The organism is Gordonia metallireducens, from assembly GCF_021245825.1.
GTDB classification, from domain to species: Bacteria; Actinomycetota; Actinomycetes; order Mycobacteriales; family Mycobacteriaceae; genus Gordonia; species Gordonia namibiensis.
The window spans coordinates 46,037-58,243 of record NZ_JAJQJP010000017.1 but is presented as its reverse complement, the minus strand read 5'-3'; the positions used below and the strand labels follow the sequence as shown (position 1 = coordinate 58,243).

Sequence of the window (12,207 nt, the reverse complement as noted above, 5' to 3'; positions counted from 1 at the left end):
TCGGTCGAAATGCGACTGAGAAGTAGGTGTCGGTAGGTGTTCGCGGTCAACGGGTGACCAGATTGCAGAAATGGTCGACGGCGTCGTCGACGATGGGTTGCAGCGCCGAACACAGGTTGTCCCGGAGTTCGGCGGGGAGGCCGGCCACGAACCGTCGTACGGTGTCGTGCTGCAGTGCCAGGTGCGTCTCGAGGTAGCGCATGCCGTCCTCGGTGAGCGAGACGCGCTTGATGCGACGGTCCGTCGAGTCCTCACGGCGATCGGCGAGACCGAGGCTGACCAGTTTGTCGACCGTCCGGCCCGCGGCCGCGAGGGACAGCTGGACCTGGTCGGCGATGGCGTTGACCGGCATCGGCCCGTCGTGGCTGCCGAGCGCGCACAGCACCCGGAGCTGCGAAAAGGTGACCTCGGTGGCCGCGAGACTCTCCATGGTCTCGGGGCGCCCGATCTCGATGAGCCGGTCGAGGAATGCGACGAGGGCCGCCGAAGCGGACTCGATCGACTTGTCGGCGCTCGTTGCGCACGGGGTTTCCTCAGACACCCGGAAATAGTAACTCCGGCGCAACTATTGCAAAATCGCAATAAGCGTGAGATCGCACATATTGTGCGCGATGGTGTGACCCCCGTCTCAGGGGCGAGCAGATCAGCGCAGGTAGAGGCGCACCCGGTCGATCTCCTCGCGGAGCAGCCGGACCTCCTCCGTCGACGGCTCCGGGGTCACGGACACCTCGTCGGCGACCTTCAGATCCCATCCCGTCGCCGCGACCGCCTCGTCGACGGAGATGCCGGCGTGCACGCTGGTGAGTTCGAGTTCGCCGAAACGATCCGGCCGGGACAGGACACCCAGCGGCGTGAACACGTGGCTCACGCCGTGCCCGCGCGGCTGGATGCCGCGACCGGCCGCACGGGCGCGGACCGGGCTGGGAGACGTGCAGAAGTCCAGTTCGGCGGGAAACGACTCGTGGTCGTGGCGGCGCATGATGACGAAGACCTCGTCGGCGTTCGCCATGATCTCGCCCGCTCCGCCGGCGCCGGGCAGGCGAACCTTCGGCTTCCGCCAGTCACCGATGACGCTGGTGTTGAGGCTGCCGTGCCGGTCGATCTGGGCGGCGCCGAGGAACCCCACGTCGACGTTGCCGCCCTGAAGTACGTACCCGAACAGCGCCGCCATCGACAGCACCGACTCGGCGCCGGAGACGAGGACGGAGTCGGCGATGCCCTCGGCCATCGCCGTCGGGTGTGCACCGCAGACGCCGGACTCGTAGACGAGTTCGACGGACGGGTTGTACATCCGCAGTGCGAGATCCACGGCGAGCGTGGGGAGTCCGACGCCGGCGAAGACGCGGCGCTTGCCGGCGAGCTGCCGGGCCGCGACGGAGACGATGGTCTCCGTCGTCGTCGCAGCAGTGGTGTTCTGGATCGTCACAGTCTGCTCCCGTAGTCGACGGTGCCCGACGGACGGGAACCGACTTCGATGGTGGCCCAGTGGTCGTCACCGAGCTTGGCGAGGTACTCCTCGTGATCGCGTGTGCCGCGAATCCATTCGTCGACCCAGTTCCTCAGTGCGGCCGGATCTCTCGAGATGGGCGTCCAGTCGCGGTAGAAGGCGCAGTCGCGGTCGTAGTAGCCCTGCGCATAGGAGGGGTGCGCGCCGCGCGGGCACAACACGACGGCGTCCACGGCGTGCGCGGGCAGCAGTGTGCGGTTGGGGTCGGACCGGACCACCTCGTCGTCGACGATCTCCTCGACGAGCACGATGGCGGTCCGCGCCGCGTACACCGCCTCCTGTTGGACGCCGGTGATGCCCCACACCTGGACGTTCCCGGCCCGGTCGGCGCGCTGCGCGTGGATGATCGTGACATCGGGATTGAGCGGCGGAACCACGTAGACCGAGTCGCCGGTGTACGGATCGGTGGTGAGCCGGATACGCGGATTCAGTTCGGGCAGATCACTTCCCGCGTAGGAGCGCAGCGGGAAGAACGGCAGTCCCGCCGCTCCCGCCTGGTACCGGCAGACCATGCCGTAGTGGCTGTACTCCTCCACCTCGAGGGGTTCCGGGTCGTGTTTCTCGATGCGACGGCGCAGTTCGTGGAGCGACCCGGCCGAGCCGCTGGCGAAGAAGGAGGCCACCAGCTTCGACACACAGCCGGCGGCGACCAACTGGTCGGACACGATGTCAGGGGTCATCCGGCACAGGGTGAGATCGCGGCGGCCCTGGCGGATGATCTCGTGCGCCGCGGCGAAAGGGATCAGATGGGAGAAACCCTCGAGGGCGATCGTCATGCCGTCGCGCACGTGCGTCGCGATGGCCTCGCTCAGCGAGGTGACCTTCTCGGGAAGAGGGGCTGTCGCAGTGGGGGCCGTCGTTGTCACGGGTGGGCCTTTCGTATCAGGATGGGGTCGTGGAGATCGCGCAACTGAGGGCCTTCCTCGCGGTGGCCGAGGAGTTGCACTTCGGCCGGGCCGCGCAGCGGCTGCACTTCGCGCAACCCCATCTGAGCCGCACGATCCAGCAGCTGGAGAAGGATCTGGGAGCCGAGCTGTTCGTGCGTACGACTCGCAGCGTGCACCTCACCGCGGCCGGGGTGGCGCTCGTCGAGCCGGCTCGCGCGGTGCTCGACTCCTGCCGGCTCGCCGAACTCGCGGTCGGCACCGCCGGCCGCGGACACACCGGCCGGGTGCGGTTGGGGTTCGCCGGTTCGTCGTCGCACGTCCTGGTCGGCAGGTTCGCGAAGCTGGTCCGACGCACCCATCCGGGGATCGAGTTCGAGCTCGACAGCACCACCTACGCCAGCGAGGCGCTCGCGAAACTGCGCGACGGCAGTGTCGATCTGGTGCTCGCGCGCTGGCTCTATCCGCCGCCCGGCATCGCGACGCGCATCGTCCTGGAGGAGGACATCGTGTGCGCGCTGCCGCTGGAACACCGGCTGGCCGACCGGCCGGTCCTGCGGATCGAAGAACTGGCCGACGATCCCTGGGTCGCACTGCCGGCCGAACCCGGGTCCACGCTGCGCGACTACCTGCACCGACTCGCCCACGACGCCGGTTTTGCACCGCGGATCGTGCAGAGCGCCCCGGACTCGGTCTCCGTCTTCGCCCTGGTCGCCGCGGAGGTCGGTTGCGCGCTCACCCTGACCAACGTGGCTCGCAACATCTCCAATCCGGAGGTGGTGGTCCGGCCGATCGAACCGCGACCGGACCCCCTCCAGTTGCGTCTCGCGTGGCGCGCCGACACCCACGACCCTGCGGTTCACGAGGTGCTGCGCTTGTCGGAGGAGGCGCTGCCCACTCCGGCCGGCGTCGACTGACCGGTGGTCGCCGCCACCGGGGCCGGCGGCACGTCGAACTCCGAGGTGTTCGGCCGTGCGGTGACGTCATCCGTTGTGTCGGCGTGGATTCCGGGGCCGAGGTCGTTCTCGTCGCTGCGTTCGGCGACCGACAGTTCGCCTGCGGTGTACCCGGTGCGCTTGAGGAGTGCGAGCGTGCAGGACAGGGAGACCACCGCGTAGACACGCCGGTGATCGCCACCCAGGTGATGCCGCCGGTGGAGTTGAGAATCCATTGCGCCAGAACAGGTGTGCCACCGCCGACGACCAGTGAACACAGCTGGTAGGCGAGGGACAGTCCGGTGTAACGGATGTTGGCGGGGAAGGCCCGGGCCAGGAGGCCGGCGATCGCGCCGTAGAACATCGAGTGCGGAATCGTGGCGAGGCACATGCCCAGCGTCGCGATCGCATAGTTGCGGGTCTCGATGGCGAAGAACATGGCCGGCATGAGGATGAACTCAGGGATCACCATGAGAGCGACGGCTTTTCGCATGTCCATCTTGGACACCAGCACCGCGCCGAACGGTTGCACGATGAACTGGACGACCAGTGCGATCGCGATCATCGCCAGGAACGAACCGCGGGAGTAGCCGAGATCGCTGGTGGCCCAGGACAGCGCGAAGGTGTTCTTGAAGTAGGTGACCTGGACCAGCGGTAGTGCGCCGGCACCCAACAGCACCAGGATCCAGTGCTTGCGCAGGACCTCGGCGATCGGGAGCTTGACCGTCTTGTCCTGCTCGATGACCGCCTTCATCGAGTTCGACTCCTCGAGGCGCAGGCGGATGAACAGTCCGAGCCCGATGAGGACGACCGAGGCGAGGAACGGGATACGCCACGCCCACGACATGAACGCCGGTGTGGGAACCGCGGAGAGTGCGAAGAACGCGAGTGTGGCAAGGAGGTTGCCGGTCGGTGAACCCTGTTGTGCGAAGGCCGAATACAGGATGCCCTTGCCCTTGGGTGCGTTCTCGCTGGCGACGAGGACGGCTCCGCCCCACTCGCCACCCACCGCGACGCCCTGGATCACGCGGAGGACCACCAGAAGGATCGGGGCGAGGACGCCGACCTGGGCATAGGTGGGCAACAGGCCGATGCCGAGGGTCGCGATGCCCATCAGGACGAGCGTGATGATGAGGGTGCGCTTGCGGCCGATGCGGTCGCCGAGGTGGCCGAACAGGATTCCGCCGAGCGGTCGGGCGAGGAATCCCGCCCACAGCGTCACGAAGGCGAGGAGCGATCCGACGCCCGGCGCGAGGTCTTCGGGGAAGAACACGTCGCCGAACACCAGCGCCGCGGCGGTGCCGTAGATGTAGAAGTCGTACCACTCGATCGTCGTGCCGATGTACGACGCGATGCCGGCGCGACGCGCCTTGCGCTGGACCGCCTTGGCCTCGATGTCTGTCTGTGTCATGTCCCGCCTCGTCCGCCGGATGTGATCTGGATCTCAACGTGACCCCGCCGGCGCCCACCGTTGCCGTCCAATGCCGAATCCGGGAGGGATTACATGCCTGTGTGCATCAATCGCGGTGACCTGGGTGTGCAGCCGATCACAGCCGTCCGGCGACCGGTTAATCTCTCCACATGGGCAACATCAAGGACATCCCGGTCACCTCTCTCGACGGCTCCGACGTCTCGCTGAAGGACTTCGGCGGACCGCTGCTGATCGTCAACGTCGCCAGCAAATGCGGCCTCACCCCGCAGTACGAGGGCCTCGAGCAGCTCGCGAAGACCTACGGCGACAAGGGTCTGACCGTCGTCGGCGTGCCGTGCAACCAGTTCATGGGCCAGGAGCCGGGCACCGCCGAGGAGATCGCGACCTTCTGCTCGACCACCTATGGCGTCACGTTCCCGCTGCTGGAGAAGACCGACGTGAACGGCGAAGCCCGCCATCCGCTGTACGCCGAGCTGACCCAGGCCGCCGACGCCGACGGCGAGGCCGGCGACATCCAGTGGAACTTCGAGAAGTTTCTCGTGAACGCCGACGGTGAGGTCGTCAACCGTTTCCGTCCGCGCACCGAGCCGACCGATCCGACCGTCGTCGCCGCAATCGAATCCGTGCTCTGAGTCGATTTGGGGGCACCCGGTAAGCTGACCAGGCGAGAACTGATCAGCAGAGATTGAGGAGCGGTGCCATGGCGCGAGTGGTGGTCGACGTGATGCCCAAAGCCGAGATTCTCGACCCACAGGGGCAGGCCATCGTCGGCGCACTGGGTCGGCTCGGATTCACCGGGATCGGCGACGTCCGTCAGGGCAAGCGCTTCGAGCTCGAGGTCGACGACACCGTCGACGACGTGACCCTGGAGCGGATCGCCGAAGAGTTGTTGACCAACACGGTGATCGAGAACTTCAACGTCTCCCGGGTCTCGGAGTAGGCGACATGACAGCTCGTATCGGTGTCATCACCTTCCCGGGCACCCTCGACGACGTCGACGCCGCCCGTGCGGTCCGGCTCGCCGGTGCCGAACCCGTCGCGCTGTGGCACGGCGACGCCGACCTGAAGGGTGTCGACGCGGTCATCGTGCCGGGCGGCTTCTCCTACGGCGACTACCTCCGTGCCGGCGCCATCGCGCGCTTCGCGCCGGTGATGGGTTCGGTCGTCGAGGCGGCGGGCAAGGGCATGCCGGTCCTGGGGATCTGCAACGGATTCCAGGTCCTCTGCGAGGCCGGCCTGCTGCCGGGTGCGTTGACCCGTAACGAGGGTCTGCACTTCATCTGCCGCGACGAGTGGCTGCGCGTCGAGAACAACACGACCGCCTGGACGACGCGTTTCGAGCGCGGTGCGGAGATCCTGATCCCGCTGAAGTCCGGCGAGGGCCGCTACGTGGCGTCGGAGCGCAAGCTCGAAGAGCTGCAGGGCGAGGGTCAGATCGTGTTCACCTACCCGGAGCGCAATCCCAACGGGTCGGCACTCGACATCGCCGGCATCTCCAGCCCCAACGGCCGGATCGTCGGCCTCATGCCGCATCCCGAGCACGCGACCGAGGCCCTGACCGGCCCCAGCGACGACGGGCTCGGCCTGTTCTACTCGGTGATCGACTCGGTCCTCGCCTCGGTCTGAGTGTCCCGGATGAGCGACGCATCGCCGAAGATCCCGACGAGTGCATCGGCGGCCGGGCTCGGTGAGTTAATCGACGCCTCCCCGTCGCCGTTCCACGTGTGCGCCACGGTCGCCCGTGAGCTCGAGAACGCGGGATACACAAGGCTTCACGAGGAGCAGGCGTGGCCGGCCACGGTCAGCGCGGCGTCGTCGAAGTCCTATGTGATCCGCGGTGGCTCGATCATCGCCTGGGAGACCGGCGACGGTCCGGCCTTCCGCATCGTCGGCGGCCACACCGACAGCCCGAACCTGCGGGTGAAGCAGCATCCCGACCGCACGTCGGCCGGGGTGGCGATGATCGCGCTGGAGCCCTATGGCGGCGCCTGGCTCAACTCCTGGCTCGACCGCGATCTCGGGCTGTCCGGTCGTCTCGCCTACCGGGCGGGGGATCGGGTGGCGCACACGCTCGTTCACGTGACCGAGCCGGTGGTGCGGGTTCCGCAGCTGGCGATCCACCTGTCCGAGAACCGCAAGGGCGTCTCACCCGATCCGCAGCGACACGTCAACGGTCTCTGGGGTCTCGACGAGACCGCCCCGGACGTTCTCGATTGGGTTGCGGAGTACGCGGGCATCGACCCCGACACCTTGCTGGGCTGGGAACTGATGACCCATGACGTCGCGCCGTCGGCGGTGATCGGCGCCGCCGAGAACCTGCTCAGCGCACCGCGATTGGACAACCAGGGCACCTGCTACGCGGGTCTGCGGGCGCTGCTCGACGGTTCGTCGTCGACGCATACGCGCGTGCTGGCGCTGTTCGACCACGAAGAGGTCGGCAGCGGCTCCGAGCGTGGTGCCGCATCGGACTTCCTGGCCTCGATCTGTGAGCGGATCGTGTTGTCGCGCGGCGGCTCCCGCTCCGACTACCTGCAGGCGATGGCCGCGAGCGTGTGCCTCTCCGGCGACATGGCCCACGCGACGCATCCGAATCATCCGGAACGGCATGAGCCCGGCCACCACATCTCGATCGGCGGCGGGCCGGTGCTCAAGGTGAACCAGAATCTGCGCTACGCCTCGGATGCCTTGGGGGAGGCCATCTTTGCGATGGCCTGCGATGACGCAGGTGTGCCGATGCAGCGCTATGTTCACCGTGCGGATCTGCCCTGCGGCTCGACGATCGGACCGATCACCGCGACCCGCACGGGCCTCACCACGATCGACGTCGGCGCTCCGCAGCTCGCGATGCATTCCGCGCGCGAACTGATGGGTGCCGCCGACGTGCCGATGTATTCGGCTGCGCTGCAGGCCTTTCTGGCCCAGAATTGATCACACCGAACTGATCCGAACGACATCGACCCGGACGGCGGCCTGAGTCAGGCGCCGGCCGGGTCGATGACCGTTTCCGGAGAAGATCAGTAGGAGCGGGCGAACCCGAGCACGTTGTTCACGTACTCCATGGAGTTGTTGTAGCGCATGATCGCGGTCGTCAGCGATGCCGGGTTACGCAGGTCCAGGCCCTCATCGCACAGGTACCGACCGGTGGTCAGTGCGGCGTCGAAGATGTTCTGCGGGTCGGCCTTTCCGTCACCGTTGCCGTCGGCGGCGTAGGCCTTCCAGGTGGACGGCAGGAACTGCATGGGGCCGACTGCGCGATCGTAGGTCGCGTCGCCGTCGAGTTCGCCGCCGTCGGTGTCGCTGATGACCTCGTTGCCGCCGAGCGAGCCGTCGAGGACAGGACCGAAGATGGCGCTCCGCAGCACGCCGTCGGGATTGACGTTGCCCTGGTCGGCGTGGTGGGACTCGACCTTGCCGATGCCGGCGATGACCTTCCAGTCGATGCCGCAGCGCGGGGTGGTGTCGGCGAGGGTGCTCGCGGCCTTCTTGTAGGCGTCGTAGTTGGTCTCGGGGACCGCACCGGAGGTGACGCTGGCCGGGCGGATGACCGGGGCGGGTGCCGGCGTCGGGGCCGGGGCTGCCGGGTGCGCCTTCGCGGCGGGGGTGAATGCGGGGGCCGCGGTGGCCGTCACACCCGTGGAGAGGCTGCTGGGCTCCGGGGCGGCTGTCGGGTGCGACAGCTCCGCTCCTGCGGTGGCCGCGCCCGCCAGGACTCCGACGGGGAGGAGGGCCGTGGCCCACAGCGGTGTGCGTGTTTTCTTCCGTGGCTTGGAATGCTTACCCAAAACTTACTGACCTCACGTGTACTGCTCGTGGTTCGTGCTTTCGGAACCGAGCCGACCGTACACGCGGTCGTGAGCAAAGCGTTATCTTCCCGTGACCATCCCGAGTATGGACAGGAGGTCAGGTTTGTGTCTGTGCAGGTCGTCGCGGGGACGCGGGTTGCGATGTGAAACGGCCCACACGCGGGGTCAGTTCGGCCGCAAAACGGACATCGTGGAACCCTCGCTCAGCACGATGTAGCCCTCGACCACCTTGATCAGTCCGGGCGAACCGACGCCCTGTTCCCAGGCCATGGTGTTCTCCGGGGTCAGGGCCGTCAGCTGGCCCTGATTCGACAGGATCATGGTGGTGCCCGTCGAGCCGATGCAGGCGGGATTGGCGAGGATGGGCTGTTCGGGACCGGGTGGCGGGCCGCTGCCGATGTGCTCGCCGTCAGCGAGCGCGTACGTCGTTCGCGACCCGTCAAGACGCCCGAAGTTGACCAGTGAGCCGCAGGCGATGGCACCCGACTTCGACAGTTCACGGTCGCTGATCCGCCACAGCGCGCCCTGGCGTGCCGGATCGCGTACCTCGTAGGTGCCGCGGTCGGCGAAGATGCGGTTGGAGGCGGTCAGCAGGGGCAGCTTCGACGGCCCCGATTCGATCTGCAGCCCCTCCGAGTCGTCGACGGGGTCGGAGTCGACGCGCCCGTTGACCGTGGCGTAGGTGGTGACGCGCTCGGCGTTGTAGTCCTGGTGCTCGACGGCCACGCCCGTCGGGTAGAGAGCGATGTTGCACTGGTCGCAGGCGATGCGATTGTCGCCGTTCGTCGGGTTGACCAGGAACTGGCTGGCGTCGGCGGTCTTGACGACCACGATGTCGCCGGTGACCTCGAGATCGACGACCGGTGCTGCGAAGGTGCGCGCCCAGATGGACTTCCCGGCCGGCGTGTTCAAGGACAACTGGTGACCGACCCGGTTGACCCGCAGGAAGTTGTTGCCGAGTCCCACGACCTTCTTGGTGTCGAGGTATTCGGCGGTCTGCGTCGGCACCCCGGCGTCGTCGACGAGGTAGAAGCCGTCGTCGAGCGGAGTGCCGAGCTGAACCGCACAGCCGACCTGTCCGGCCTCGTTGACGGCGCAGTCGCCCTGGCCGGCGTTGACGGGGGAGTCCCAGAGGAGACGGCCGTTGCGGCGGTCGACCATCGTGAACGAGCGGCCCAGGCCGGACGGGTAGGCGATCAGCCAGCCCTCGTCGGAGGTGTCGACGACCTGGATGGTGACCTCGTCGCGATAGTCGGGGAGATCCTCGTGGCCGACGATGGTCCAGGCGATGGACGGCGCACGGTGGTAATCGCGCAGTTCCCCGTAGGCGTACTCGGCGTTGTCGACCTGGTACTTCCCGCCGGAGAGCACCACTCCGACGGTGACGAGCATTGCTGCGCAGAGGATCAGTACGACCGTCCCGATACCGAACGGCAGGCGCGCGGAGAGCGCCCGGGCGCGGGAGCGTGAGGACATGGATAAGAGTGAACCATGGGCGTTTCGGCGTGCCACGAGGTGCACTGTTCTCTATGGACCTACTGCAGGACGTGTTGGTGACCCTCACTGTCGTGACCACGGGACTCAGTGCCGGGGTGCTCGCAGGTTTCGGCTACTCCGTGATCCCCGGCCTGACCCGCGCCGGTGCCGACGTCGCGGTCCCGGCCATGCACCGGATGAACAGCGCCATCCTCAATCCGCTGTTCGCGGTCATCTTCGGCGGCGGTGTGGTGTTCGGTGCCCTGAGCACGTGGGCCACCTGGAACGACGGGTTGCGTTGGTGGGTACTCGCCGCCACCCTCCTCACCCTTGGCGGTGTCGCCATCACCATGGCGATCAACGTCCCGGCCAACAACCGCCTCGACGCCGCGGCCGACTCTCGTGGCGACGAGGCCGCCCAGGTCTGGGCAGAGTTCACCGCGGTGTGGGTGCCGTGGAACATCGTGCGATCGGTGCTCACCACCGCCGCGGTCGTCGTGTTGGTGGTCGGGTTGCTCGTGGCTTAGAACGGTGGGTCCGTTTCATCGACGAGGCGCTGCTTCTTGTTGCGGGCACGTTCGGCCCGCCGGCGCGCGTGTTTCTGTGCGAGCCGGTTGGGTGTGGGCGGGGTGTCGTCGCCCGTGATCACCCGTGGAGTGGGTGGCGCCTGGGGTGGCTGTTCGTAGCGAATGCGCCGCAGGTTGGGGAAGAGGTCTTCGAGGGTTTCGGCGTCCCCGGGGATGACGAACCCTTCCGGCGTGCGGTACTCGGTGACCATGTGGCCGTCGTCGTCGCGGTACTGGGTGTCGACCCAGTCACCGAAGGTCTTGTGCAGGTGCCCGAACCGGCATTTTGCGTTGAGGTTCTCGCTCGACGTCGCGCCGCTTTGTGCGGGGTTGGTGCGGTCGTACTCGGTGACGTGGTCGAGGTCGGAGCCGAATGCCGATTGTGGGCAGCCGGGTTCGGTGCAGTACCCGTCACGAACACGCACGAAGTCGGAGCACGCGGCGGTGGGTCGATACGGATCGGCGGATTGTGCACCGGGATAGACGATCACCATGTCTGCCGGCGGGGCATCGGCCGATCTCGGCTCGACGGGGCTATCCGGATCGTCGGAAGTCTTTGTCGTCGGCCGCTCTGCGACGACGCGCGTCGGTGCGGTGCGGACCGGCGTGACTGGTCTGACGGTTGCGTCGGGTCGCTGGGCGAGGTCGCGGACGTGTTCTCCGGTGATGACACCGTGGCCGTCGACCCAACCGATCCCTGGTGCCCCGGCGAGAGTGGCGGCGTCGGTGACGACGTGAATGACGGCCTCGGTGCTCACCGACCGGACCACCTTCGCCGGGTCGGGGACCTCGGCGTCACACTCCTCACGCCCGCACTGGCAGTCGAAGACGGTGCCGGTCAACAGCGCGAACATGGCATCGGAGTTGCGCTGATTACGATTCCGGCCATCGTGGGCGCAGACGGTGTCGGCCAGGGCTTTCACCGCTTTCGCCGCGATGCGTATGTTCTCCGCAGCCATGACACCGGTGATCTCACCGGTGCCATCGGCGAAGTTCTCGATCCACATACCGCGCTTGTCGAGGGCCTCTTTGCGCCGTTCCCGCACCGCATCAGGGTCGTGACGAAAGACCAGCCGGTCGACCATGTCGCGGAGCTTCGCTCGGGTCCAGGCGCCCTTGCGGTGGCGCAGGATGGATTCGATCTCGGTGTCGAGGTCAGCGATGGTCGCAGCGTCGGAGATGAGGTCGGTACGCGAGATCACGGTTTGGATCAGCTGCCGCGACAGGATGCCGTCGCGCAGGGTGGTCAGCACTTTGGGTAGCCGGTCGCGCAGGGCGAGTGCTTCACCGACCCACTGATCGGCGTGGTAGCGGGTGATGGCGGCTTCACGGCACAGGCGGGTGACCATCTCGCTGTAGCGGTCGATGAAAAACCCGCCACTGGTGTGGATGACGAGTTGGTCGTAGACGGTGACGATCGATTCATATCGGCACCACGCCAGGTAGGACTCGCCGTGACGGATCGACCGCAACCGTTCCATATGGGTTGCGGTAGAGGATGATTCGGGGTGGGCAGGATCGACCCCGGCGAGAAACCCGCCCGGTAGATCGGTCCACCTGCTCACGCTGCCCCCACAACGTCTACAGCCCAACCTGGATGGCTG

The 12,207-nt window shown here is 67.2% G+C and carries 12 protein-coding genes and 1 pseudogene; 6 read left to right on the top strand and 7 right to left on the bottom strand.

Going from position 1 to position 12,207, the window contains the following annotated elements; genetic code table 11:
• Positions 1 to 46: 46 nt before the first annotated feature.
• From LQD00_RS05155 to LQD00_RS05145, 3 genes are all read right to left on the bottom strand, one after another.
• Positions 47 to 541, bottom strand: coding sequence for a MarR family winged helix-turn-helix transcriptional regulator (locus tag LQD00_RS05155; protein WP_232715966.1), 495 nt, complete (start codon positions 539 to 541; stop codon positions 47 to 49).
• Between the two features lie 102 nt (positions 542 to 643).
• Complete coding sequence (locus LQD00_RS05150; RefSeq protein WP_232715965.1) at positions 644 to 1,426, bottom strand: CoA-transferase subunit beta; 783 nt, start codon at positions 1,424 to 1,426, stop codon at positions 644 to 646.
• Positions 1,423 to 2,373, bottom strand: coding sequence for a CoA transferase subunit A (locus tag LQD00_RS05145; protein ID WP_308195924.1), 951 nt, complete (start codon positions 2,371 to 2,373; stop codon positions 1,423 to 1,425). Before LQD00_RS05145 ends, LQD00_RS05150 begins: the two co-directional genes overlap by 4 nt.
• Before the next feature lie 29 nt (positions 2,374 to 2,402).
• On the opposite strand from LQD00_RS05145, the gene LQD00_RS05140 reads away from it, so the two are divergent.
• The gene (locus LQD00_RS05140; RefSeq protein WP_232715964.1) at positions 2,403 to 3,308 is read left to right on the top strand and encodes a LysR substrate-binding domain-containing protein; all 906 of its coding nucleotides are present in this window, start codon (positions 2,403 to 2,405) and stop codon (positions 3,306 to 3,308) included.
• On the opposite strand, the pseudogene LQD00_RS05135 reads toward LQD00_RS05140, so the two are convergent.
• A pseudogene (locus tag LQD00_RS05135) lies at positions 3,251 to 4,737 on the bottom strand (MFS transporter). The gene LQD00_RS05140 and the pseudogene LQD00_RS05135 overlap by 58 nt on opposite strands.
• A gap of 170 nt (positions 4,738 to 4,907) precedes the next feature.
• Here LQD00_RS05135 and LQD00_RS05130 point away from each other — a divergent pair.
• The 4 genes from LQD00_RS05130 (at position 4,908) to LQD00_RS05115 (ending at position 7,686) form a co-directional block, all read left to right on the top strand.
• Positions 4,908 to 5,390, top strand: coding sequence for a glutathione peroxidase (locus tag LQD00_RS05130; protein ID WP_232715963.1), 483 nt, complete (start codon positions 4,908 to 4,910; stop codon positions 5,388 to 5,390).
• 68 nt (positions 5,391 to 5,458) lie between these two features.
• Complete coding sequence (gene purS, locus LQD00_RS05125; protein ID WP_005201292.1) at positions 5,459 to 5,698, top strand: phosphoribosylformylglycinamidine synthase subunit PurS; 240 nt, start codon at positions 5,459 to 5,461, stop codon at positions 5,696 to 5,698.
• Positions 5,699 to 5,703: 5 nt separating this feature from the next.
• Positions 5,704 to 6,384 carry a phosphoribosylformylglycinamidine synthase subunit PurQ gene (purQ, locus tag LQD00_RS05120; protein WP_154884515.1) on the top strand — a complete coding sequence of 227 codons (681 nt, stop codon included), beginning with the start codon at positions 5,704 to 5,706 and terminating at the stop codon, positions 6,382 to 6,384.
• Between the two features lie 9 nt (positions 6,385 to 6,393).
• Positions 6,394 to 7,686 (top strand): M18 family aminopeptidase, encoded by a 1,293-nt coding sequence (locus LQD00_RS05115; protein WP_232715962.1) that lies wholly within the window; start codon positions 6,394 to 6,396, stop codon positions 7,684 to 7,686.
• An 86-nt stretch (positions 7,687 to 7,772) separates the two neighbouring features.
• On the opposite strand, the gene LQD00_RS05110 is transcribed toward LQD00_RS05115, so the two are convergent.
• Both LQD00_RS05110 and LQD00_RS05105 read right to left on the bottom strand, forming a co-directional pair.
• Positions 7,773 to 8,540 carry a lytic transglycosylase domain-containing protein gene (locus tag LQD00_RS05110; protein WP_232715961.1) on the bottom strand — a complete coding sequence of 256 codons (768 nt, stop codon included), beginning with the start codon at positions 8,538 to 8,540 and terminating at the stop codon, positions 7,773 to 7,775.
• Between the two features lie 186 nt (positions 8,541 to 8,726).
• Positions 8,727 to 10,037: a hypothetical protein gene (locus LQD00_RS05105; protein ID WP_232715960.1), complete on the bottom strand. Its 1,311-nt coding sequence runs from the start codon at positions 10,035 to 10,037 to the stop codon at positions 8,727 to 8,729.
• A 53-nt stretch (positions 10,038 to 10,090) separates the two neighbouring features.
• Between LQD00_RS05105 and LQD00_RS05100 the strand changes: the two genes are divergently transcribed.
• Entirely contained in the window at positions 10,091 to 10,564 is a 474-nt protein-coding gene (locus tag LQD00_RS05100; protein WP_232715959.1) for an anthrone oxygenase family protein, read from the top strand.
• Here LQD00_RS05100 and LQD00_RS05095 read toward each other — a convergent pair.
• The gene (locus LQD00_RS05095) at positions 10,561 to 12,168 is read right to left on the bottom strand and encodes an HNH endonuclease signature motif containing protein (protein WP_232715958.1); all 1,608 of its coding nucleotides are present in this window, start codon (positions 12,166 to 12,168) and stop codon (positions 10,561 to 10,563) included. The genes LQD00_RS05100 and LQD00_RS05095 overlap by 4 nt on opposite strands.
• Between the last annotated feature and the right edge of the window lie 39 nt (positions 12,169 to 12,207).

Bases quoted from the DNA above. Each gene is read 5' to 3' on its own strand.
- LQD00_RS05115 (WP_232715962.1), top strand. From the start codon at position 6,394: ATGAGCGACGCATCGCCGAAGATCCCGACGAGTGCATCGGCGGCCGGG.
- LQD00_RS05130 (WP_232715963.1), top strand. From the start codon at position 4,908: ATGGGCAACATCAAGGACATCCCGGTCACCTCTCTCGACGGCTCCGAC.
- LQD00_RS05100 (WP_232715959.1), top strand. From the start codon at position 10,091: ATGGACCTACTGCAGGACGTGTTGGTGACCCTCACTGTCGTGACCACG.
- purQ (WP_154884515.1), top strand. From the start codon at position 5,704: ATGACAGCTCGTATCGGTGTCATCACCTTCCCGGGCACCCTCGACGAC.
- purS (WP_005201292.1), top strand. From the start codon at position 5,459: ATGGCGCGAGTGGTGGTCGACGTGATGCCCAAAGCCGAGATTCTCGAC.
- LQD00_RS05105 (WP_232715960.1), bottom strand. From the start codon at position 10,037: ATGTCCTCACGCTCCCGCGCCCGGGCGCTCTCCGCGCGCCTGCCGTTC.